The 21,918-nt window shown below is 67.6% G+C and carries 17 protein-coding genes; 3 read left to right on the forward strand and 14 right to left on the reverse strand.

Annotation, left to right across the window (positions count from 1 at the left end):
* Positions 1-2: 2 nt before the first annotated feature.
* A complete protein-coding gene (locus KHO41_RS34290) occupies positions 3-275 on the reverse strand; it encodes an acylphosphatase (RefSeq protein WP_211957671.1) in 273 nt (90 codons plus the stop codon).
* A 210-nt stretch (positions 276-485) separates the two neighbouring features.
* Between KHO41_RS34290 and KHO41_RS34295 the strand changes: the two genes are divergently transcribed.
* On the forward strand, positions 486-2,240 hold the full coding sequence (locus KHO41_RS34295; RefSeq protein WP_376989890.1) for an ABC transporter permease: 1,755 nt from the start codon (positions 486-488) through the stop codon (positions 2,238-2,240).
* 7 nt (positions 2,241-2,247) lie between these two features.
* A complete protein-coding gene (locus KHO41_RS34300; protein WP_211957672.1) occupies positions 2,248-3,597 on the forward strand; it encodes an ABC transporter ATP-binding protein in 1,350 nt (449 codons plus the stop codon).
* 188 nt (positions 3,598-3,785) lie between these two features.
* Here KHO41_RS34300 and KHO41_RS34305 read toward each other — a convergent pair whose 3' ends face one another.
* The 5 genes from KHO41_RS34305 to KHO41_RS34325 all read right to left on the reverse strand — a co-directional run bounded on the left by KHO41_RS34305 (position 3,786) and on the right by KHO41_RS34325 (position 11,224).
* Complete coding sequence (locus tag KHO41_RS34305) at positions 3,786-6,098, reverse strand: FUSC family protein (RefSeq protein WP_211957673.1); 2,313 nt, start codon at positions 6,096-6,098, stop codon at positions 3,786-3,788.
* A 62-nt stretch (positions 6,099-6,160) separates the two neighbouring features.
* Complete coding sequence (locus tag KHO41_RS34310; protein ID WP_211957695.1) at positions 6,161-7,975, reverse strand: M61 family metallopeptidase; 1,815 nt, start codon at positions 7,973-7,975, stop codon at positions 6,161-6,163.
* A 55-nt stretch (positions 7,976-8,030) separates the two neighbouring features.
* Positions 8,031-9,035: an acrylyl-CoA reductase (NADPH) gene (gene acuI / locus KHO41_RS34315; RefSeq protein WP_211957674.1), complete on the reverse strand. Its 1,005-nt coding sequence runs from the start codon at positions 9,033-9,035 to the stop codon at positions 8,031-8,033.
* A 122-nt stretch (positions 9,036-9,157) separates the two neighbouring features.
* A complete protein-coding gene (locus KHO41_RS34320; RefSeq protein WP_211957675.1) occupies positions 9,158-9,907 on the reverse strand; it encodes a DsbC family protein in 750 nt (249 codons plus the stop codon).
* A gap of 39 nt (positions 9,908-9,946) precedes the next feature.
* Positions 9,947-11,224, reverse strand: a complete 1,278-nt coding sequence (locus KHO41_RS34325; protein WP_211957676.1) for a UbiH/UbiF family hydroxylase — start codon at positions 11,222-11,224, stop codon at positions 9,947-9,949.
* A 114-nt stretch (positions 11,225-11,338) separates the two neighbouring features.
* Between KHO41_RS34325 and ychF the strand changes: the two genes are divergently transcribed.
* Complete coding sequence (gene ychF / locus KHO41_RS34330) at positions 11,339-12,430, forward strand: redox-regulated ATPase YchF (protein ID WP_211957677.1); 1,092 nt, start codon at positions 11,339-11,341, stop codon at positions 12,428-12,430.
* Positions 12,431-13,325: 895 nt separating this feature from the next.
* Here ychF and KHO41_RS34335 read toward each other — a convergent pair.
* The 8 genes from KHO41_RS34335 to KHO41_RS34370 all read right to left on the reverse strand — a co-directional run bounded on the left by KHO41_RS34335 (position 13,326) and on the right by KHO41_RS34370 (position 21,914).
* On the reverse strand, positions 13,326-13,820 hold the full coding sequence (locus KHO41_RS34335) for a GDYXXLXY domain-containing protein (protein ID WP_211957678.1): 495 nt from the start codon (positions 13,818-13,820) through the stop codon (positions 13,326-13,328).
* Positions 13,817-14,941, reverse strand: a complete 1,125-nt coding sequence (locus KHO41_RS34340; RefSeq protein WP_211957679.1) for a DUF4401 domain-containing protein — start codon at positions 14,939-14,941, stop codon at positions 13,817-13,819. The genes KHO41_RS34335 and KHO41_RS34340 overlap by 4 nt, the downstream gene beginning before the upstream one ends.
* Positions 14,938-15,966 carry a DUF2157 domain-containing protein gene (locus KHO41_RS34345; RefSeq protein ID WP_211957680.1) on the reverse strand — a complete coding sequence of 343 codons (1,029 nt, stop codon included), beginning with the start codon at positions 15,964-15,966 and terminating at the stop codon, positions 14,938-14,940. Before KHO41_RS34345 ends, KHO41_RS34340 begins: the two co-directional genes overlap by 4 nt.
* Before the next feature lie 83 nt (positions 15,967-16,049).
* Positions 16,050-17,099, reverse strand: coding sequence for a UDP-glucose 4-epimerase GalE (gene galE, locus KHO41_RS34350; RefSeq protein WP_211957681.1), 1,050 nt, complete (start codon positions 17,097-17,099; stop codon positions 16,050-16,052).
* Entirely contained in the window at positions 17,092-17,499 is a 408-nt protein-coding gene (locus tag KHO41_RS34355; RefSeq protein ID WP_211957682.1) for a hypothetical protein, read from the reverse strand. Before KHO41_RS34355 ends, galE begins: the two co-directional genes overlap by 8 nt.
* Before the next feature lie 54 nt (positions 17,500-17,553).
* Positions 17,554-19,872, reverse strand: a complete 2,319-nt coding sequence (locus tag KHO41_RS34360; protein ID WP_211957683.1) for a polysaccharide biosynthesis tyrosine autokinase — start codon at positions 19,870-19,872, stop codon at positions 17,554-17,556.
* A complete protein-coding gene (locus tag KHO41_RS34365) occupies positions 19,872-20,696 on the reverse strand; it encodes a Crp/Fnr family transcriptional regulator (RefSeq protein ID WP_211957684.1) in 825 nt (274 codons plus the stop codon). The genes KHO41_RS34360 and KHO41_RS34365 overlap by 1 nt, the downstream gene beginning before the upstream one ends.
* Before the next feature lie 57 nt (positions 20,697-20,753).
* The gene (locus KHO41_RS34370) at positions 20,754-21,914 is read right to left on the reverse strand and encodes a polysaccharide biosynthesis/export family protein (RefSeq protein ID WP_211957685.1); all 1,161 of its coding nucleotides are present in this window, start codon (positions 21,912-21,914) and stop codon (positions 20,754-20,756) included.
* Between the last annotated feature and the right edge of the window lie 4 nt (positions 21,915-21,918).

Consider the following 21,918-nt stretch of genomic DNA (forward strand, 5'->3'; position numbering starts at 1 on the left):
GGCTATACCGTCGGCCGAAACTCAAAATCCTCGAACGATCCCTGCCCCGGCTCCATGTCCACGCGCGAGACATGCGCAGCCGGCGGACCGGCCTGCATCCAGTTGCGCAGCGCCTCCAGCTGCTGGACCGTGCCGAAGGCCATGACCTCGACCGTGCCGTCGGCCCGGTTGCGCACCCAACCCCTTACCCCAAGCGCGATGGCCGCTTGCGCGCAGCCCGCTCGGTAGCCGACCCCCTGCACGCGCCCATGCGCGGTCATGTGCCAGGTTTCCATGGCAAGCTCCTTTTGCGGCATGTCGACAGCAACGATACATCGACACGTCACCCACAAGACGTAAACTAGTCGGCTGTCCCAGGCGTTACCAGAGAATGCGCGCCACAAGGCGTGATGTCGGCGGCACCCATGCCGCCTGCCGGGCCTGACCCCCAGGCCGCCCCTTCCGCCGCCGGCACCTGCCTGCCGGTTGTCCAGCCACCAAGCGCCATGATGCAACCGCCCGCCAACGATCATCCGGTCACGCCAGCACCTGGCTATGACAGCCAGTTGCTGACTGCCCCGCCCAACCGCTTCGATTTCGCGCTGCTGCCGATCCTCCTCGCGATCATCGTCATGGTGGCGTTCGCGGCACAGCAGATGAACGTGCCGTTCGTGCCCGGCGAGCCGATGACGGTACACCTGGACATCGCCTACCTGCCCTATTACCTGATGCGCACGAGCATCCGCATGCTCGCGGCGCTGGCGGCGTCGCTGGTGTTCTCGCTCGCGTTCGCGGCGCTGGCGTCGAAGAACCGCACAGCCGAAAAGGTGCTGGTGCCGGCGCTGGACATCCTGCAATCGATCCCTGTGCTCGGCTTTCTGTCGATCACGGTGACCGGCTTCATCGCGCTGTTCCCGGGCAACCTGATCGGCGTGGAATGCGCAGCGATCTTCGCCATCTTCACCTCGCAGGCCTGGAACATGGCCTTCAGCCTGTACCAGTCGTTCCGCACGATCCCCGGCGACCTGATCGAGGCGGCGGCCATGTTCCGGCTGTCGCCGTGGCAGCGCTTCTGGCGGCTCGAAGTGCCGTTCGCCATGCCGGGACTGCTGTGGAACATGATGATGTCGATGTCGGGCGGCTGGTTCTTCGTGGTCGCGTCAGAGGCCATCTCGGTGTCCGGCCAGGACATCCGGCTGCCGGGCATCGGATCCTATATCGCGCTGGCCATCCAGCAGCAGAACCTGGCCGCCATCGGCTGGGCCATCCTGGCGATGCTGGTGGGCATTCTGGTGTACGACCAGTTGCTGTTCCGGCCGCTCGTGGCATGGGCCGACCGCTTCCGTTTCGAGACGCTGGCGCAGGACAAGGAGCCGGAGTCGTGGCTGCTCGACCTGCTGCGCCGCTCGGAATGGGTGCGGGCGCTGCTCGCGCGCACGGCGGCGCTGGCGGAGCGCACGCTCGCGTGGGGCGCACGGCGCCAGGGCGCCGCGACGGCTGAACCCGATCCGCGCCGCGTGCAATGGCGCGAGCGCGCCAGCAATGCTGTCATCCTGCTGGTGGCAATGGCCGCACTGGGCCGCGTGATGTATTTCGTGCACAGCGAAGTCGGCTGGGCCGAAGTCGGCCATGTGCTGTGGCTCGGCACCCTGACCATGGTGCGCGTGATCGTGCTGATCGCGCTGGCGGCAGTGATCTGGGTGCCCATCGGCATCCGCATTGGCCTGAACCCGTCCGTCGCACGTATCGCGCAGCCGGTGGCGCAGTTCCTGGCGGCGTTCCCGGCGAACCTGATGTTCCCGCTGGTCGTCATGCTGATCGTGCGCTTCGGCCTGAACCCCGAAATCTGGCTGAGCCCGCTGCTGATCTTCGGCACCCAGTGGTACATCCTGTTCAATGTGGTGGCCGGCGCCTCGGGCATTCCGACCGAGCTGAAGCTGGCCGCGCGCAACTTCGGCCTGCGTGGCTGGCTGCTGTGGAAGCGCTTCCTGATCCCCGCCGTGTTCCCGAGCCTGCTGACCGGACTGGTGACGGCCGCGGGCGGTTCGTGGAATGCCAGCATCGTGGCCGAATACGTGACCTGGGGCGACCGCACGCTGGTGGCCACGGGCCTTGGCAGCTATATCGCCGAGACCACGGCGCGCGGCGATTTCCCGCGCATTGCGCTCGGCATCGGCGTGATGGCGCTGTTCGTGGTCGGCTTCAACCGGTTGCTGTGGAACCGCCTGTATCAACTCGCGCAGGAGCGCACCCGCTTGTAAGGCAACGATGGCAGAAAACCTGAACCCCGCCGTCACGGCACCGGCCGTGATCGCGCTGCGCGGCGTCTCCAAGATCTTCCGCACGGCCAACAAGAGCGACCGCGCCGTGCTCGAAGGCGTCGACCTGACGCTGCGCGAAGGCGAGATCGTGGCGATGCTCGGCAAGTCCGGCTCGGGCAAGTCGACATTGCTGCGCATCATGGCCGGCCTCGTCGGCGCCGACCGCGGCGACGTGCAGTTCCGTGGGAGGCGTCTGGCCGGCACGGCCGAGGGCATCGCGATGGTGTTCCAGTCGTTCGCGCTGTTCCCGTGGCTCACGGTGCAGCAGAACGTGGAACTCGGCCTCGAAGCGCAGGGCGTCGCCAAGGCCGAGCGCGCACGCCGCGCCGAAGCGGCGATCGACATGATTGGGCTCGCCGGCTTCAACGGCGCGCTGCCCCGCGAGCTGTCCGGCGGCATGCGCCAGCGTGTGGGCATTGCCCGCGCACTCGTGACCCAACCCGACCTGCTGCTGATGGACGAGGCGTTTTCCGCGCTCGACGTGCTGACCGGCGAAACCCTGCGCGACGAGATGCTGGACCTGTGGGAAAGCGGCCGTGCGAATATCAAAAGCATCCTGATCGTTTCGCACAACATCGAGGAAGCAGTGATGATGGCCGACCGCATCGTCATCCTGTCGAGCGATCCGGGGCGCATCCGTGCCGAAGTGCGCGTGCCGTTCCCGCGCCCGCGAAATCGCGACGACGCCCAGGTGCGCGCGCTGATCGACGAGGTCTACACGCTGATGACCTCGCCCGCGGCGGCCGAGCCACGCGCGCCCGCACTGGCCCCGTCGCGCCAGATCGGCTACCGCTTGCCCGAGGTGGACATCAGCCAGATGGATGCCATCCTGGACCTGCTGTCCGAACCGCCGTTCCATGGCCGCGCGGACCTGCCGCACCTGGCCGACGAAGCCGGCCTGACCGACGACGACCTGCTGCCCGCGTGCGAAGCGCTGCAGCTGCTGCAGCTCGCGCATATCGAACGCGGCGACATCACGGTCACCACGGCTGGCCGCGATTACTACGCGGCCGAGCCGACCGTGCGCAAGGAGATGTTCGGCAGGCAGTTGCTCGCGCATGTCGCGCTGGCCACGCATATCCGGCGCGAACTGGAAGCGTCGGAAGACGGCGAGGTCGGCGAGGAGCAGGTGCTGCGCGAGCTGGAGGCGTTCCTCAAGCCCGAGGAAGCGGAGCGCGTGCTGTCCGTGGCGGTGGACTGGGGCCGGTATGGGGAGGTTTATGAGTACAGCTATAACAGCGGGATGTTGACGTTGCCGAGGGAAGAGCAGGCAGAGTCTGGGCAGGCTGCCGGATAGAACCGTTGCCTGCCAGTACTCAGGGCCCGGACTCCCCTCTCCCATTTGTGGGAGAGGGGTTGGGGGAGAGGGTAGGCGTATCTCGATGCGATACGCCCGACTTCGTAGATGCGCCTGCCCTCTCCCCCCCCTCTCCCGCAAGCGGGAGAGGGGGGGGCACACCATTGGTGTACGAGCCTGCCCCGCCCTCAATCCCGCGTCCGCATCGCCCTTCCGATCGCCCCGGTGCGCAGCGCGATCTTCGCCGCATCCTCGCGCAGCGCGCGCAACCGGCGCTCGAGCACCGCATTGGCGGAACGGCCGGTCGAACTTGCCGTCGGGCCAGGCTCTTGAACGGATTCCCCCGCCGCCGCCGCATGCGCAAGCTCATCGGCACGGCGCCGGTCGGCCGAATCGGCAAGCCGCGCACGCCGGTCATCGGCGTGCTCGGGCGGCGGGCCTTCCAGCGACGGACCGCTGGCGCTGGCCACCTGCTCGCTCGGCCGGATAAAGCCCGCGCCGCGGCTACCCGAGCGGTCGTCCGCAGCCAATCGTTCGATCGCGAGCTGCAGGCTGCGATTCGCCGCATCGGTCGCCTGTTCGATCGCAGACTCCGCCGCAGGAATATCAAGCTCGGTGTAGTGCTGGCGCACCTGGATACGCGCCGCCGCCACGTGCGCCGCGACCAGGTAGTTCTGCACGATGAAGCGGTTCAGGTTGTCCACCGCGCGGTGCCGGCTCTTGGGCTCGTCGAGCATGCGCTGGAACGAGCCGATCAGTGCCGATAGCGCGTCCATGAACTGCTTGCGCTGCACGCGATAGGCGAAATCGTCCTTGGCACGGCGCAGCAGCAGGTCGCGCGTGGCGGCGATGTAGCGGCGGTTGGCCTGCAGCACGCCTTCCACGAGCTTCGGGATCGCGCGGTATTCCCAGCTCGGCAGCACGAAGCTGAACAGCGAGGCGATGATGCCGCCGATCACCGTATCGACGAGCCGTTCTCCGGCCGCGTTCTGCGTGTTCGGCATCAGCAGGTTGATCTGGATAAGCACCTGCACGCAGGCCGCGATCGCCGTGTAGCGGTATTTGATCGTCGAGAACGCCGCGCTCGCGACCAGTGCCAGGAACAGGAAACCGAGCAGCACCAGCGGTTCGTGGAACACCTTCAGGATGCCCACGGAAATGATGCAGCCGATCAGCGTGCCGATCACGCGGTCGTTGTAGCGCTGCTTGGTCATGCTGAAGTTCGGCTTCAGGATGACGATGATGGTCAGCAGGATCCAGTAGCCGTGCGATGCGTATGGCAGGTGGTCCGCGATCCACAACCCCAGCGCCACCGCCATCGAGATACGGATCGCGAAGCGGAACGCCGGCGCACGCCACTTGAGGTTGTCGCGCAGCACGCCGAGTTCGTATTTCTGGCGCGTCAGGAACGGCGTCATGTCGGCGCCGGGCAGCACTTTGGCTGGCTCTACAGGCGTGCGCGAGGCTTCGTGCAACTGTCCCACCAGCGTGATGGCGCCGCGAATCATGTCCAGCGTCTCGCACAGCGCCGTCATCGCCGCAGGCGAAATGTGGTGGTGGCGCAGCTGGGCGATCTCGCGCTCCACGGCACGCAGGTCGTCGCGGTAATCGACGGCGGCGTAGGACGGCCGCCCGCGCGTGACTTCGTAGGCGATCTCCTCGACGTCCTTGCACATCAGCATCACCAGCCGATGCAGGTGGTCGAGCACCGGCGTGCTGCCGAAGGTCTGGCGCAGCAGCGGATAGTCGGTATTGGTCGACAGGATGTACTCGTACAGGTCCAGCATGCGCAGGTGGACCTGCACCAGCAGCCCGTCATGCGGCGTGCGGTTGCCGCGCAGCACCAGATCGCGCGCGGCCTGCTGGCGCTCGGCCACGATGATCTGCTGGCGCACTAGCCGGTTGAACTGCGCCTCGTAATCGTTGCCGGCGTCGTAGAAGGCGGCCTTGACCTCCAGATAGCTAGCCATCTCGTACAGCGATTCCGCGAGGATCTGCTGCTTGGTGCGGCGTTCGGTGATCCAGCTCACCAGCATCGCGTAGCCAAGATACGCCACGGCGCCGAGGATGAACAACGCCGTGTGCTCGAGCGCGCGGCGCACCACGAAGTCCTCGTTGATGGTCAGCGTCATCACGAACAGCGTGGAGAACTGCAGCGGCAACGTCTTGTTCCCGTACACCGACATCATGCCGGCCATGAAGGTGACCAGCACGAGCACGAATGGCATCACGCGCGGGAACGGTGTTGCCAGCGCGACCACCAGCGTGACGCCACCGCACAGCAGCACGCTGGCCAGCATCTCGTTGAACTTGTGGTTCACCGGGCTGGGCAGATCCATCAGGCTCGTGCACAGCGCGCCCATCGAGATCACCATCGCCGTGGGCAGGTCGGCAAACTGCAGCGCGATCAGCGTGGCGCCGATCACCCCCGTGGCCGAGCGCAGGCCACGGTAGACATAGTGCGAATAAACGAAGGTGCGGGGATCGTGCGCGTATTGCATGGACGCGTGGCTAGGTCAGGCTGGGCGGAGATGCGGGCGGGATGCGGACGGGCTGGGACGCTTCAGCGTCCCAGCCAGCGCGTGCGCGAAGCGTGTTTCCCGCTCTCCAGGTTCAGCTTGTACTGTGCCGCCGGTTCGCGCGCGAGCGTCAGTGGCAGCACGTGCAGTTCATCGCGACGGAAGACATGCAGCGTGACCGGGTCGCCGGCGCGGTAGCGTCCGAGCAGCTTGTCGAGCTGGCCCGGTGCGACACGCAGGCCGTCCACGGCGGCGAGCAAGTCGCCCGCGGAGATGCCGCCGGCCTGTGCTGCGCCGCCGTCGAGCACCTGCGTCACGCGCACCCAGCCATCGTCCGACTTGACCTTGATACCGAGCGCCGCCGTGCGGGCCGGCTTCTGCGCTTCGGCCTTCACGCCGAAGCGCTTGAACAGCGGCGCCAGCGGCAGTTCGCCGGTGCCATCGGTCAGCGAGCGCAGCAACGCGCCCAGGCGCAGGCCCGTGATCTCGTCGAACAGCGCATGGACTTCGGCCTCGGTCACGCCGCGCTGCACGGCGTCCGGCGCATAGAAATCGCGGCCATAGCGCTGCCACAGCGCGCGCATCACGTCGTCGAGCGAGCGCCGTCCGCCGGTCTTGTCGCGAATGGTCAGGTCCAGTACCAGCGCCACCAGCGATCCCTTGGTGTAGTAGCTGACGATGGCATTGGGCGCGTTCTCGTCCTGCCGGTAGTACTTGGTCCACGCATCGAACGAGCTTTCGGCCACGCTCTGCTTGGTGCGGCCATTGCCACGCAGCACGCCGTTCCAGGTCTTGGCCAGCATCTCGACATACTGCGTGTCGGTCACGCAGCCCGAGCGCACCAGCACGAGGTCGTCGTAGTAGCTCGTAAAGCCCTCGAACAGCCACAGCAGCGGCGTGTAGGTTTCCTCCTGCAGCCGATATGGCACGAACGCCGCGGGCTTGATGCGCTTGACGTTCCAGGTATGGAAATACTCGTGGCTGCACAGGCCCAGGAAGGTGCGGTAGCCCTCGCTGGTCTCGCTGTCGCCGAGCACGGGCAGGTCCGAGCGCGCGCACATCAGCGCGGTGCTGGCGCGATGCTCGAGGCCGCCGTAACCATCGGTAGTCACCATCGTCATGAAGACGTAGCGGCGATTGCTGTCGAGGAACGGTGCGCGTGCGCTGCGCGGTTCGAACAAGCGGATCTGAGCTTCGCAGATGCGCTTGAGGTCGCGGCAAACGCGGTCGATGTCGAGTTGCGGCACGCGGCCGGTGAACACGAGGTCATGCTGCGCCCCGCATGCGCGGAAGCTGGCCATCAGGAAATCACCCATTTCGACCGGGTGATCGACCAGTTCGTCGTAGTCGGCGACCTGATAGCGGCCGAAGCCGTAGCGCTTGGCACCTTCACGGCCCGAGGCCTCGCGCATTGCCGTGGCGACGCGCCAGTTGCGGTAGGTCTCGCCGGCGGGCGCGTGGATGTCCACCGTGCACGGCTGATCTTCCTGTCCCTCCACGCACAGGAAGACCGAGCTGCCGTTGAAGAAGCCGTGGGTCGTATCGAGATGCGCGGCGCGCACCGACAGGTCCCACGCGTAGACCTCGTAGCTCAGCGTGAGCGGACCGGCGGAAACGTCGACCGGCGCGGCCTGCCAGCTCTGCTTGTCGAGCTTGGTCAGGGTCACCGGCTTGCCGCCCGCATCGGCGCGGATGCGCACGATATGGCGGGCGAAGTCGCGAATCATGTAACTGCCCGGAATCCAGGCCGGCAGGAAAAAGCGCTGGCCGGCGGGATCGGGCGAAGTCACCGTGACGGTGACGGCGAAAAGATGCGCTTCAGGTTGAAGCGGGGCGATGGCATAGCGGATCGGCGTCATGGGCATGATTGTATCGTTCGTCATTCGGCGCGATCCGCCGAGGCTGCCAACGCGCTCAGGTGCGGTTGACGTTGACCACCGTGCGCCCGCGCAAACCGCCTTCGACGATGCTGCGGCCGGCGTCGACCGCTTCGCCCAGCGTGATCTCGCGCGTAATCGCGTTGAGGCGGTCCGGCTCGAGGTCCGTGGCCAGCCGCGCCCATGCCTGTTCGCGCAGCGACATCGCCGCCATCACGCTGTCGATACCGGCCAGCGTCACGCTGCGCAGGATGAATGGCGCGACCGAAGCCGGAAAATCCATGCCCTGCGCGAGCCCGCATGCCGTCACCACGCCGCCGTAGCGCACCTGCGCGCATGCATTGACCAGCGTGTGCGAGCCCACCGCGTCCACCACTGCCGCCCAGCGCTCCTTCTGCAGCGGCTTGCCCGGCGCCGACAGTTCGGCACGGTCGATGACCTCCGCCGCGCCGAGCGCCTTGAGGAAATCCGCTTCATCGCGCTTGCCGGTGGAAGCCACCACGCGATAGCCGAGCTTGCCGAGGATCGCGATCGCCACCGTGCCCACGCCGCCTGATGCGCCGGTGACGAGCACATCGCCATCTCCAGGACGTACCGGGCCGTTGACGCCGCCGCGCTCCAGCCCGAGCACCGACAGCATCGCCGTGTAGCCGGCCGTGCCGATCGCCATGGCCTGGCGCGTCGTAAAGGCATCGGGCAGCCGCACCAGCCAGTCGCCCTTCAGGCGCGCACGGTGCGCCAGGCAGCCCCAGTGCGTTTCGCCGACGCCGTAGCCGTTCAGCACCACCTTGTCGCCGGCCTTCCAGCGCGGGTGCGACGACTCCAGCACCGTGCCGGCGCCATCGATGCCGGCCACCATCGGCCACTTGCGCACCACCGGCGAGCGGCCCGTGATCGCCAGCCCGTCCTTGAAGTTGATCGTCGAATAGTCGACCGCGACCAGCACGTCGCCGTCGGCGGGCAGCTGGCTCTCGTCCAGCGTGGCGATGTTGGCCTGGGTCGCACCGTCGGCCTGGGTCAGCAGCAATGCCTGGAACGTCATGGAAGTCTCCTGTGCCGCCCTGCCGGGCGATCTTGCGAAGGGATGATCCGGGAATGGTCCGGAATGCAAAGCGGCCGGACTGAGCCGGCCGCCTGCTAGGGCCGGGACATGCCGGCCGGTCCTTACTTCTTGATGCTGGCGAGCTTGCGTTCGAGCGTGCCGGCGTCGGCCGCGCCCGGAATGCGTGTGCCGTCCATAAAGAACACGGCCGGCGTGCCCGTGATGTTCATGCTCTGGCCGAGTGCGAGGTTGTCATCGACCGGCGTCTTGCAGTTGCCGTTGCCGGTCAGCGCGACCTTGTTCAGCATCCAGTCACGCCACGCCTTGGTGCGGTCGGCCGCGCACCAGACCTGCTTCGCCTTGGTTTCCGAATCGGGCGACAGCACCGGATACAGGAAGGTGTAGACCGTGATGTTGTCCATCTGCTGGAAGGTCTGCTCGATACGCTTGCAGTAGCCGCAGTTCGGATCGGAGAACACGGCGACCTGGCGGCTGCCGTCACCCTTGGTCCACTTGATGGCACGCGCGAGCGGCAGGTCCGACCACTTGATGCGGTTGATATCGGCCAGGCGCTCCTCGGTCAGGTTGGTGCCGGTCTTGGTATCGATCATCTCGCCGTTGATCACGTAGCGGCCGGTGGCATCGGTGTAGACCACCTGCCCGCCGACGTTGACCTCGAACAGCCCGGGCACCGGGCTCTTGGTCACGCTCTTCACTTCGGCGCGGCCGCCCAGCATCTTTTGCAGGGATTCCTTGATGCGGTCCGTGCCCGGTTCGCCCGCCGCCATGGCGTGCAGGGCAAAGCCTGCGGCCGCCAGGCCGCCGGCAACGGCGGTCGTCCAGGCGGGGTAGCGGCGCATGAGTTGGAACATATCGACTCCAGGTATTCAGTCAGTATCCGGGCACCGGCGTCAGCCGAGCGCCCGTTCAATCAGGATGCGCTTGAGCAGCGACTGCCGGCCCACGGTGCGGATGCCGGTATTGCGCACCACGCGCGCCGCGCTGCCGGGCAGCGAAAACAGCCGGTGCAGGCCATCGGTCGCGGCGGTCAGCGACAGCAGGTCGGTAGCGCGCGCGCGCTCGTAGCGGCGCAGCAGGCGCAGGTCGCCCTCGCTGCGGAAAGATTCTTTGGCGGCCATGACCTTGCCGAGTTCCGCAACATCGCGCAAACCGAGGTTCATGCCCTGCCCGGCGAGCGGATGCACCACGTGCGCGGCGTCGCCCACCAGCGCCAGATGCGGCTGCACGAACTGCTCCGCGCGCTGCAGCACCAGCGGAAAGCCCTGTGCCGGCGTGACACAGCGCAGCGTGCCGAACTGGCTGCCGACCGCGCCCGCGGCCGCTTGCATCACCGTGGCGGCCAGCGCCTCCGGCGACAGCGCGAGCAGTTCGTGCGCGTGGGCTTCGTCGGCCGACCACACCATCGACATGCGCGAGCCCGGCAGCGGCAGCATGGCCAGGATCTCGCCGTTGGCGGGCTCCTCGTCGGCCATCAGCTTTTCCGGGGCGCCCAGGAACCATTGCCACGCGGTGTCGTGGTGCGGCCGCTCGCATTCAAAGTTCGCCACCACGCCAAGCTGGCGGTAGCGCCGCGTCGTCACGCCGATATGGCACTGCTGGCGCACCCAAGACCGCGCGCCATCGGCGCCGACCACGCAGGCCGCGCGGATCTTCGTACCGCCGGAAAGCGTAAGGGTCGCGCCATCGGCATCGCGCTCGAAGCCGGCGGCGGTGTCGTCGTGCCACTGGACCTGGTGCTGGAAGCCGAGCGCGGTATCTAGCGCGCGCTCCACGAGCCCGGATTCGACGATCCACGCGAGCTGCGGCACGGCTGCGGCGTAGGCCGAGAAATGCAGGTCGCCATCGAGGCTCGGCGAGGTCTCAGCGGCGCTCACGTCGCCGAACACGCGCATATCGCGCACCGGCTGGATGCGCGACGGATCCAGCGCCTCCCACACGCGCATGCGCTCAAGGAGCGCCTGCGAACTCGCGGAGAACGCATAGATACGGCTGTCCCAGTCATCGGGCCCGGCCGGCGGGCGCCCCCGCGCGGGACGCGGCGCGACCAGGGCCACGCTCATGCCCTGCTGCGCCAGCAGCAGCGCGCAGGACTTGCCCACGATGCCGCCGCCGACAACGGCGATCTGGAAAGCTGAGGAATTGCGGATGGACGCGTTGGATCGGGTCATGGCTGGATTATAGCCACCTCACCCGCGCGGCCCCGGCGGCTCACGGCGCGGCGGGGCAGGGCCGAGAGCCCCCATCCGCTAGAATATGGGTTTTGCTATTTCCCGCCTGACACCATGAGCCTCCAATGCGGCATCGTCGGCCTGCCCAACGTCGGCAAGTCCACGCTGTTCAATGCCCTGACCAAGGCCGGCATCGCCGCCGAAAACTATCCGTTCTGCACGATCGAACCCAATGTGGGCGTGGTCGAAGTGCCGGATCCGAGGCTCGCCAAGCTGGCCGAGATCGTCAAGCCGGAGCGCATCCTGCCGGCCACGGTCGAGTTTGTCGATATCGCCGGCCTGGTGGCGGGCGCTTCCAAGGGGGAAGGCCTGGGCAACCAGTTCCTCGCCAACATCCGCGAATGCGACGCCATCACCCACGTGGTGCGCTGCTTCGAAGATGAGAACGTGATCCACGTGGCCGGCAGGGTCGATCCGCTGTCGGACATTGAAGTGATCAACACCGAACTGGCGCTGGCCGACCTGGGCACCGTCGAGAAGGCGCTGGCCCGCTACATCAAGCCGGCCCGCGCGGGCGACAAGGAAGCGCTGCGGCTGGTCGCCGTGCTGGAAAAGGCACAAGCCGTGCTCGACCAGGCCAAGGCCGTGCGCACGCTCGACCTGGCGCCGGAAGAGTGGGACGCCATCCGCCCGTTCTGCCTGATCACCGCCAAGCCCACCATGTACGTCGCCAACGTGCGTGAAGATGGCTTCGAGAACAACCCGCACCTGGACGCCGTACGTGAATACGCGAAGGCGACCGATTCGCCGGTCGTGGCTGTCTGCGCCGCCATCGAAGCCGAAATCGCCGACCTGGACGACGCCGACAAGGCCGAGTTCCTGACCGACCTGGGCATGGAAGAACCGGGCCTGGACCGCGTGATTCGCGCCGGCTTCAAGCTGCTGGGCCTGCAGACCTACTTTACGGCAGGCGTGAAGGAAGTGCGCGCCTGGACCATCCACGTGGGCGACACAGCGCCGAAGGCCGCCGGCGTGATCCACACCGACTTCGAACGCGGCTTCATCCGTGCGCAGACGATTTCCTATGACGACTACATCGCCTTCAAGGGCGAGACTGGCGCGAAGGAAGCTGGCAAGATGCGGGCCGAAGGGAAGGAGTATGTGGTGAAGGATGGGGATGTGTTGAATTTCTTGTTCAACGTCTGAACGTTACTGGTACTGCGGTTTCCGTACAGAAGAATCCCTGTGACCTTTAGAGGCACGGGGATTTTTTTTGGGTGTTGTGCTTGGCGGGCGCCGCTGTTTCTGTTTGGCGTAGCCGGCGGGGGTTTTGTGGTTGGGGTTGGGTGTCGCTCTTGGCCCGCGCGGCTGTTTCGCCGGCGTAGCCGGCGAGTCACTTTTTGTCCGAGCGACAAAAAGTAACCAAAAAGCGCGTCGTTGCCGCTGGCCATCAATTCCACGGCGGCAGTGGTTCAAACGGCTTTGGACGCCTGCGATGGTGGTCGGCCGTTCGACCCTGCTACGCCATGTGAGTCAGAACCTGTGCCTCACGCGGCACGACTTTTGGACGATCCCCAAGACGGACTCGGGTACAGCGTTTCAACACGGTCAGTGGTGGGACGCCTTCGGCTGCGCTGCGCGCACGTCGTCGTCTGGGGGCAAGCGCATCAACGTCGCTGGCGCCCGAGGTCCGTTTCCTTTCTCTACGTGCATGCAAGCGCGGGCATCTTCACCGAGGCGTAGTTTGCCTTGGGCCTGTGTGCTCAGACTAGGGCCCTGCGCGCAGCGCAGCCGAAGGCGTTCATACGATATGGGTGGTAGCAGGGGCCACGAACGCTTGCAGGGCTCGTTCAATCAGCGCCGTATGCCCGACCACGGTGGTGCCCCACGCGGCAGGCAGCGTCACTGACTCTGAAGCCCATACCCGTACAACACCCTTGGCACACTACGATAAAAATTCGCCCCTTTGGGGCAACCAAAACGCGTTTTTGGTTACTTTTGTCGCTCGGACAAAAGTGACTCGCCGGCTACGCCGGCGAAACAGCCACGCCTGCCAAGAACGACATCCCCACAATTCGCGCCCAAAGAACTCCCTTCCCCCCTATAACCCCTCCATCCCCTCCCCCCTCAACCCCACCAGCAAAGCCTGCCCGCTCCCATCCACCCGGAACTCCCCAAACCGCGCCTTCTCGAAGCGCCCACCCTGCCCTTCCTGAAAGAAATAAGCATCGGTCGACACCTGCACCTGCCTGCCGCCCCACCGCGAATCGACGGTCTGGAAGCGCAGCAGCTGTTCATCCGCTGCAAGCGGCTCATCGCGATGCAGGCGGACGAACGAGGCTTCCCGGTTCGCATCGAGCCGGATGACTGCAACACCGTCGCGTTGCTCGAGCCCCGCTGGCTGCGCAGCACGGATGGCCGCGCCGATGGCGAAGTTCAGCGCCATGTAGTCGCCCTGCATCAGCGACCGCGGATCGACCGGGGCGAGCCGGAGGTAGACGGTGTCGCCGTGCGCCAGTACGCGCTCCTTGCCGAAGATGCCCACACCGGCCAGCGCCAGCGTGAGCACCCAGGCAATCAGGATCCATCGTTTCATGCGACCTCCTTTGCCGGCGCAGCCTGCATGAGCCATTGGCGCAGGCCGAGCAGCACAATCCCCGCGCCGACGAGCGTGGCGGACTTGGCCAGCAGCGTCCAGTGCAGCGAGCTGTAGTACCAGATAAAGCCGATGGCGATGGCGGCGATGCCGAGGCCCAGCCATGGCAGCGAAGCGCGCCGCAGCGCCAGTCCGAGCGCAAGTGCGCCGGCGCCGACAGCGGGCGCTGCGGACATCAGCACGCCGAATGCTGCTGCGCCGGCCAACACGACGGCAGTTGCCGGACCAGACAGGGCGAGCCGCTGGCATTCCATCCACACGAAGCCAACCAGCACCACGCCGACCAATGCGCCTGCCAGCCAGCGTGCGCTGGTAAGGAGCGGTACGGTGTCGGGAATCTCCAGCCATGCCAGCGGATGGCTGGCGCCCGTCACTACGAGCGCGGCGCCCAGCGCAAACAACAGCGTGGCATCCATGGCCGGCTCCAGCCACACATGCCGGCCCGCGGCACACAGGCGCTGCTCAGTTACGGTGAACCACGCCGCGAGCGCGCATGCGGCCGGCGCCAGCCAGCCCAGCGACCACGGAATGGCCAGCCACGCGTGTCGCACCGAGTCCGTCAGCACAAGGTGGACGGCGACTGCCAGCCCGATCCAAACACCTGTCGCGGCCAGGAAGCGGTGCAATCGATTGGGGATCAGCACGTACAACAGCGCTTCGAATACGGCCAGTCCAACCCAGAAGCCGGCCGTCTCGACCAGCCGCTCACCGCCAAGCACCGTCGCAACGCCATAGATCACCATGCCCTGGCCGCTCAGGCTTACCGCCAGCGCGAACTGTCCCAGCGCGATCCCCGTGCCGCTGCGCCCGTACAGGACCGCGGCAAGGGCAATCATCGCAAGCCCGGTCAGCGCGATCGCAACCGCGTTCTCGCGCACCGCAACGAAGACGGCGCCCAGGAAGAACATCTGGAAAAACAATGCGCCGAGCCATCCGGCCGCGCCCATCAACGCGCGCACCGCCCACGGCGTGCGCACCCGTGCAACGAGTTCGCCCTGCACCTCGCCACGCGCGGCCAGCTCGCGCCACAGCGCCTGTTCGGTCTGAACGGTATCGGTCATGACAGCTCCACGGCTTGCGCGCGGTAGGCCTGCATCAGCCACGCGGCCGCACCAGCGGCCATGCCTACGGTAAGTAGTCCGAGCAGCAGGAAGGCGCCGAAATCGGCCTTGCCTTCAAGCAGCAGACGACCGACTGCGGCTACGACGAGGACGATGCTGGTCAGGCTTGCCAGGCTCAGCACCACGATGTCGAAGGCGCGCTGCCGGAACCACCAACCCAGGGCGAGCAGCGCCAGCGCCGCGAAGCCAAAGGCCGACAGGTCGGGCCGGTTGGCAAACAGTGCGGACAGTCCCACGAAACCCGCATGGAAACAGGCCATCGCCGCAAGGATGCGTGCGCCGGTCTGGCCGCGGAAGCCGAATGCGGCGGCATGCGCGCAAAGCCAGGCCCACAGGGCAAGCTGAAACAGCACAGCGCCAAGCAACAGCAGCGTCGTGGTGCGCGCGTGGCGGGCATCGAACAGCAGCTCGAACATGCCGCCAACGCCGAGCCGTACGCTCAGGTAGCGCAGCAGCGCCACGTTGCCGATCACGATCACGAGCCACCAGTGCGGCGCCGCGCGCGCCGCCAGCGCCCATGGCACGGCCAGCAGGGCCCACAGCGCGAAGAGCTGCCAGGCATCGGCTCCGGTCTGGTAGGTCTGGCCGATCACGGCGAGCAGCACGCCGGCCAGCGCCTGCGCGCCGCCAAGCGCGGCGCGGCCCGCCATGTCGCCGCCCGGCCGGACAAGCGCAAACCCGGCAAGCAGGCTGATGGTCGCCGCGATCACGCCGAATTTCGCGAACTTGTGCAGGTCTTGCCAGTTGAAGGCGAAGAAGACGATCACGCCTGCACAAAGCAACACCGTGCCGAGCGCAAGCAACCCGTGGTCGAGCCAGCGGTGCCAGTCGGCCGCTTCCGGCTCGGTGCCGGCCCAGGGACGCGCCACGCCGCCGGCAGTCAGCCGCCCGTCTGCGCGCCAGTCTGCCAGGGCCTGGCGGATGGCGCGCCGCTCGCCGGTTGCCGGCGTCGATGTCATAGTCATGCACGTGCCCCGGAGTCGGAATGGATCGACTCTAGCAAAGCGCAGCCAGCGCCGCACGTGGAAAGATCAAGACGGCCCCAGCGTCAGCCGACAGCCTCGCCGCAGTCCGCCGACATCGTCCTGAACCCCTCGGGATTCCGGGCCTGCCACCGCCACGAGTCCTCGCACATCCTTGCCAGGCCGAACCGCGCCCGCCACCCCAGCAAGCGCGCGGCAAGCGACGGATCGGCATAGCAGACCGCGATGTCGCCGGGCCGGCGCGCGACGATCTCATAGGGCACCGGACGGCCGCTCGCGCGCTGGTAAGCGTCGATCACTTCCAGCACGCTGTAGCCCTGCCCGGTCCCCAGGTTGACCGTCAGCCCCCTGCCCTCGCGGCGCAGGTACTCCAGTGCCGCGACGTGGCCCTCGGCCAGGTCGCAGACGTGGAGATAGTCGCGCACGCCGGTGCCGTCCGGCGTCGGGTAGTCGCCGCCGAAGACCTGCAACTGTGCACGGCGGCCCGCCGCGACTTGCGCAACGTAGGGCACGAGGTTGTTGGGAATGCCCTCGGGGTCCTCGCCAATCAGGCCGCTCGGGTGCGCGCCGATCGGGTTGAAATACCGCAGGCAGGCAATGCGCCAGGTTGGATCCGAACGCGCCAGGTCGCGCAGAATCTGCTCGCCGGCGAGCTTGGTCTGGCCATACGGGTTGGTGGCCGACAACGGAAAGGATTCGGCGATGGGCACACTCGCCGGATCGCCATAGACGGTCGCCGAGGAACTGAACACCAGCCGGCGCACCTGCGCGACCCGCATCGCCGAGCAGATGGCAAGCAGTCCGTTGACGTTGTTGTTGTAGTAGGCGAGTGGGTCGGCCACCGACTCGCCCACTGCCTTGAGCCCGGCGAAGTGGATCGTGCCGGCGATAGGCAGCCGCGTGAACAGCCGCTCCAGCAGGGCCCGGTCGCGCACGTCGCCTTTGACGAAATGCGGGGTGCGCCCGGTGATCGCGCCGATGCGCCCGACCACCTCGCGACAGCTGTTGCTCAGGTTGTCGAGACCGATCACGTCGTAGCCGGCATCGAGCAGCGCCACCCATGTATGCGAGCCGATATAGCCCGTGGCGCCCGTCAGCAGCAGGGTTTCAGCCATGGCGTGCCTCCTGGGGCCGCACCTCTGCTGCGCAGCCATCGCCCGCGTGCGCCTTCGCCAGGCAGATGGACAGCACCGTCCCCGCTGCAAAGCCGACCATATCAATGCCGATGTCGAGCAGGCGCGGATGCCGGTTGATGGCGAAGATCTGCAACGTCTCGGTCAGCACTGCCAGCACCAGCATGCATGCACCGATACGCCGGGGCGCCCACGCGATCGGGCGTGCCGCCAGCAAGCCCGACATGCCGGTGAACAGGACGAAATGGGCCAGCGACGACAGCGGAATCGGCGCGTGCAGGCTGCGCTCGATCCCGTCGCGCAGGCTGCCCGGCATCTGGGTGCCGATCATCAGCACCACCACCAGGCCGAGCATGAGTGCCCAGGCATGACCTCGTTTCATTGTTTTCCTCCGTTGCTGTCGACCTGCCGCGCCGCGATGCCATGCGCAGCCGCTTTATGACCCTGCTGCCTGCACGGCCCCGCTGGCGCGCACCAGCCGCCGCGCCTCCTCGCAATGCAGACGGCCGGCCGCCCGTTCGCTGACGCCGTTGAGTACGCCGCCCACCACATGTGCGCCTGCCCGCCCCAGTTGACGCAGAGCCTCGGTGGCGGCAGTGCCGGAAGTCTGGCCCGCGCGCAGGAAAAGCAGCGTGGCCGATGTCACGTTGCAGACCAGCATCGCATCGGACACCGCCAGCACCGCGGGTGTGTCGACCAGCACCAGGTCGAAGCGCTCGGCGCCGGCTGCCATCATTTCGCGCAGGCGCGGCCCGGTCAGCAGTTCGGACGGGTTCGGCGGCGGCGTGCCCGCCACCAGCAACCACAGGCCCGGCGTGCCGCTGGCGCATACGGCGTCGGCGACGCTTGCCCGGCCCGCCAGCACGTCCGACAACCCCGGCGTATCGGCAACGCCGAAATGGCGCGCCACGGCGCCGCGGCGCAGGTCGGCATCGACCAGCAGCACGCGCATGCCGGCATCGGCGGCCAGCACCGCCAGGTTGACAGCCCCGAACGTCTTGCCGGCTCCGACGCCGGGACTGGTCACGGCCACCGTGCGGCGCCCCTCCGCCAGCAAGCCCAGACGCAAGGCCGTGCGCAGCGCGCGCAGGCATTCGACCGCCAGCGCATCGGGATGCTGCCGCGCGAGCAGGAACTGGCTGTCTGCAGTCCGCGCGGCCGTTCCGTCGGCCAGCCTGTCAGCTTCCGGTCGCCGCTCCACCAGGCCCGGCAGTACCGGCAAACGCCGGGCCGCACCGGCCCGTTGTTCCAGGGCCCGTTGTTCGGGACTGAAAACGACTTCGCAGACCACCGGCAGCTCCAGCGCCGCCTCGACCGTCGCCGCGCTCGACACGCCCGTGGCCAGCCTGCGCCGTGCTGCCACCAGCCCCATCCCGAGCAACAGGCCGAGCGCCGCGCCGGCGGCGGTGATCGCCCCACGTGGCGGACCTGCCGGCACCATTGGCGGCACGGCGCGGTCGAGCAACTGGACGTTGCTGACCACGTCGCTCTCGGCCAGTCCAAGCCACTGGGCTTGCCGCCGCAGCGTCATGTAGGTCTCTTCGGCCACCCGGACGTCGCGCGCCAGCGAGACCTGGTCGCGCTCGGCCTCCGACAGGCTCTGCAAGCGGCCATCCAGCCCACGCCGGTCCTGCCGCAGTTGCTCGATCTGGTCGTCGATTGCGCGGACTTCCTGGTTCTCCGGCGTGTAGCGGCGCAGCAGCCGCGCGCGCTCCATCCGCAGCGCCGTGATCTGGCGCTGGTATTCGATGCTGCCACTGAGGTACGACTGCGCCTCCTGGCTCGGCGCCAGCGAACCGGCGCGCGCGCGATGGCGGGCCAGCGCGCGCTCGGCCTGTTCCAGTTCCGTGCGCACGCGCGGCAGCTCGCTCTCGACGAACGCCAGCGTGCGCGATGCCTGCTCGTTGCGCTGGCGCACCAGTGCGGTGATGAAAACATCGGCTACCGCATTGACCACGGCGCTGGCGCGGCGCGGATCGGCGTCGCGCCACGCAATACGCAGCTCGTCGCCCTCCGTATCCGCCGTACCGACCGTACCGGCAGCCACGTCACGCCGCGCGGACACGACCGTCAGCGCACTGGCCAGCCCCTCCGCCGCGCTTGCCGCGTCGCGACGCACGAGCGTGAAGCGCGTGCCGGGTCGCGCCACGACCTGCGCGATGTGGATCGACACGCTGCCTGCCGTCGGCTTGTCGGCATGGACTGTCTCGCCGATCCGCCCGCTCAGCAGTCCGGCTCCATCGGGCCCGAGCAGGCGGAAATGCCCGGCGTTCTCGATCTCGACGATGAACGGCTGGTTCAGCATGATCTCCGGCACGTTGAAGCTGTCCACGGCGATGCGCTCGCCGCCCCACCCGTAGCGAGCCGGCGCCAGCCACGGTGCGGGCACCAGGCCATCGGCACCGGGACGCACGACCCGGGACCATGCACCCGCCAGCCATGGAACGCTGAGCGGCCCGGCCTCGATGTCGAGGCGTTGCGCCTGCACGACCGGTGCCAGCAGCGCGCGGCTGGTCAGCAGGTTCGGCTCGAGCGCGGCGGTCCCGCCCGCACGGTCGTGCCAGGGGACGGCATCGGGCCCCAGCAGGCGCACCCGCGCATCGGCTTCGTACGATGGCGGCAACGACCCGGCGTACAGCGCCCCCGTCAGCGCACCGGCGGCAGCCAGCGCGGCGCACATTGCCAGCGCGCCACCGTCCTGGCCGCGCCACGTGATAGGCCGAAAGGCCGCTGCGATCCGTGCGGCGGCATCCATCAGCAACTCCCGGAATCGGCGAGATGGACGACGCGCAGAAGCGGAGGTTCGTACGGGTCGTCATCCGCTCCGGGCAAGTCGTCCTGACGCAAGCTGTCCGCCATGCCTCCGGCGCCGGGCAACAGCAGCCGCTCATATTCGCTGCGTATCTGCCGATAGCAGTCGCACGCGAGCCGCTCCAGCCCGCTCCGGTCGAGTTCCGCGATACGTCCGCGGCTGTGGCGGATCAGCCCGAGATCGGAAAGCCGGCCCATCACCGTGGCCACGCCTTCGCGCCGCACGCCGAGCGCGTCGGCAATGCCCTGCTGCGTAATGGCCAGTTCGCTCACCGGCATCCGGTCCAGCGTCAGCATCAGCCAGCGGCACACCTGTTCCTGCAGGCTGTGGTGCCGGTTGCAGACCGCAATCTGTGCAACCTGGGTCAGCAGTGCCTGCACATAGAGCAGGCACTGCCGCCGCAACACCGGCAAGCGGCGAAACGCATCGCGCATGTCCGCGGCCGGCAGCCGGTAGGCAAAGCCCGTGCAGCGCACTTCGATACGGTATGGCATGGTGTCGCCGCCGGTGAGCACCGGCAGGCCGACCAGCCCTTCGTGCCCGACCACCGCGATTTCGATGCCATCGCCATCGGGCGTCAGCGACGAGAGCGCCACCACGGCCGACTTCGGGAAGTAGACATGCCGGATGAGCTGGCCGGGATCACTCAGCAACTGGCCGGCCCGTAGCCGCACCAGTTCGAGGCCAGGCGACAGCACTTCCCAGTCGGACGGCCCCAGTCCGGCCAGCATCAGATTCACTTGTGGTGCGATGCCCTGCATATTCATGTCGGCTCCCCGTTGTGCAAAGAATGGCGTATCCCCGTATCCCGGTCCCCCACCCCTTCAGCGCGCCAGTTCCTTCGTGAAGAACAGCGTCTGGATGGTCGGTGTGATCTGCTCCAGCACGCGGTTGAAGCGCACTGCGTCGGACGTGCCGACGTACACCACGTCGAGCGGCTCCAGACGGAACTGCGTCGACAGCAACAGCGCGTCGATCTGGCTCATGTCGAGGCGGTAGACTTCGGGCCGCGTGGGGTTATCGCGCATGCCGCGCACCACGAAAACCTGGCGCGGGTCGGCATAGCGCACGTCGATGCTGTTGACGCCGGTCAGCGCGTCGGCCAGCGTCAGGCGGCCACGCGTCATCAGCAGCGAGGTCGGCTTGGCCACCTCGCCCAGCACGAAGATGCGGCTGCCGAGGCGGTCGGGCACGCTCACCACGTCGCCGGCCTGCAGCAGGAAATCGCTCTCGCCTTCACGCCGCCCGATCAGGTTCTCGAGGTCCATCTCGTACACCTGCTGCCCGCGCGTGAGGCGCACGCGCTGCACGTCGGCTTCGGGCAGCGTGCCACCGCTGCGGGCGATGGCGTTGATCATCGTCAGCGGCACGTCGGTTACCGGCAGCGAGCCTGGATTGCGCACCATGCCCGTCACGTCGACCCGCCCATTGCGGAACGACAGCACGCGCACGTCCACGCGCGGATCGCGGATGTCGCGCGACAGCGCACGGACGATCATGGCGCGCACTTCATCCACGGTGCACCCGCCTACTCGCATCACCCCCACCGGCGGGTAGTACATCTCACCGCTGCGCGACACGCGAAAGCCGTTCTGGTCGAGCGGCACCGCCGGCTGTGCGCCCTCAGGCGCCGCGACCGCCGCTACGGGCGCCCCCGGTGGCGGCGCCGCGGAACTCAGCTGCGGGTTGTACAGCACGATCACGCCGACCATGTCCTGCGGGCCGATGCGGTATTCGTACCGCTCGATGCTGGCGCGCAGGTCGATGCCGCGCGCGGGCGAGCGTTTGCTGTTGGTCTCCGCCACCGCATCGATCTGCTCGCGCACCACATCCGCCGTGATGAGCTTGACCGCGTAAGTGTCATTCCCTGTCTTGGCCCGCATGTCGTCCTGCAGCCGGCTGCCGTCGAGCGCCGGTCCAGGCGCCCACGAGCAGGCAGCCAGCAGCGTGGCTGACAGCAGTACCGCAAGCGTCCTCGTCATCATGGGT

Origin of the sequence: Cupriavidus numazuensis (assembly GCF_905397435.1) — a bacterium.
In the GTDB taxonomy this organism is placed as follows: domain Bacteria; phylum Pseudomonadota; class Gammaproteobacteria; order Burkholderiales; family Burkholderiaceae; genus Cupriavidus; species Cupriavidus numazuensis.

Excerpts from the sequence above, each read along its gene's own strand:
- KHO41_RS34290 (WP_211957671.1), bottom strand. The coding sequence starts at position 275 with ATGGAAACCTGGCACATGACCGCGCATGGGCGCGTGCAGGGGGTCGGC.
- KHO41_RS34295 (WP_376989890.1), top strand. The coding sequence starts at position 486 with ATGATGCAACCGCCCGCCAACGATCATCCGGTCACGCCAGCACCTGGC.
- KHO41_RS34300 (WP_211957672.1), top strand. The coding sequence starts at position 2,248 with ATGGCAGAAAACCTGAACCCCGCCGTCACGGCACCGGCCGTGATCGCG.
- KHO41_RS34305 (WP_211957673.1), bottom strand. The coding sequence starts at position 6,098 with ATGCAATACGCGCACGATCCCCGCACCTTCGTTTATTCGCACTATGTC.
- KHO41_RS34310 (WP_211957695.1), bottom strand. The coding sequence starts at position 7,975 with ATGACGCCGATCCGCTATGCCATCGCCCCGCTTCAACCTGAAGCGCAT.
- acuI (WP_211957674.1), bottom strand. The coding sequence starts at position 9,035 with ATGACGTTCCAGGCATTGCTGCTGACCCAGGCCGACGGTGCGACCCAG.
- KHO41_RS34320 (WP_211957675.1), bottom strand. The coding sequence starts at position 9,907 with ATGTTCCAACTCATGCGCCGCTACCCCGCCTGGACGACCGCCGTTGCC.
- KHO41_RS34325 (WP_211957676.1), bottom strand. The coding sequence starts at position 11,224 with ATGACCCGATCCAACGCGTCCATCCGCAATTCCTCAGCTTTCCAGATC.
- ychF (WP_211957677.1), top strand. The coding sequence starts at position 11,339 with ATGAGCCTCCAATGCGGCATCGTCGGCCTGCCCAACGTCGGCAAGTCC.
- KHO41_RS34335 (WP_211957678.1), bottom strand. The coding sequence starts at position 13,820 with ATGAAACGATGGATCCTGATTGCCTGGGTGCTCACGCTGGCGCTGGCC.
- KHO41_RS34340 (WP_211957679.1), bottom strand. The coding sequence starts at position 14,941 with ATGACCGATACCGTTCAGACCGAACAGGCGCTGTGGCGCGAGCTGGCC.
- KHO41_RS34345 (WP_211957680.1), bottom strand. The coding sequence starts at position 15,966 with ATGACTATGACATCGACGCCGGCAACCGGCGAGCGGCGCGCCATCCGC.
- galE (WP_211957681.1), bottom strand. The coding sequence starts at position 17,099 with ATGGCTGAAACCCTGCTGCTGACGGGCGCCACGGGCTATATCGGCTCG.
- KHO41_RS34355 (WP_211957682.1), bottom strand. The coding sequence starts at position 17,499 with ATGAAACGAGGTCATGCCTGGGCACTCATGCTCGGCCTGGTGGTGGTG.
- KHO41_RS34360 (WP_211957683.1), bottom strand. The coding sequence starts at position 19,872 with ATGGATGCCGCCGCACGGATCGCAGCGGCCTTTCGGCCTATCACGTGG.
- KHO41_RS34365 (WP_211957684.1), bottom strand. The coding sequence starts at position 20,696 with ATGAATATGCAGGGCATCGCACCACAAGTGAATCTGATGCTGGCCGGA.
- KHO41_RS34370 (WP_211957685.1), bottom strand. The coding sequence starts at position 21,914 with ATGATGACGAGGACGCTTGCGGTACTGCTGTCAGCCACGCTGCTGGCT.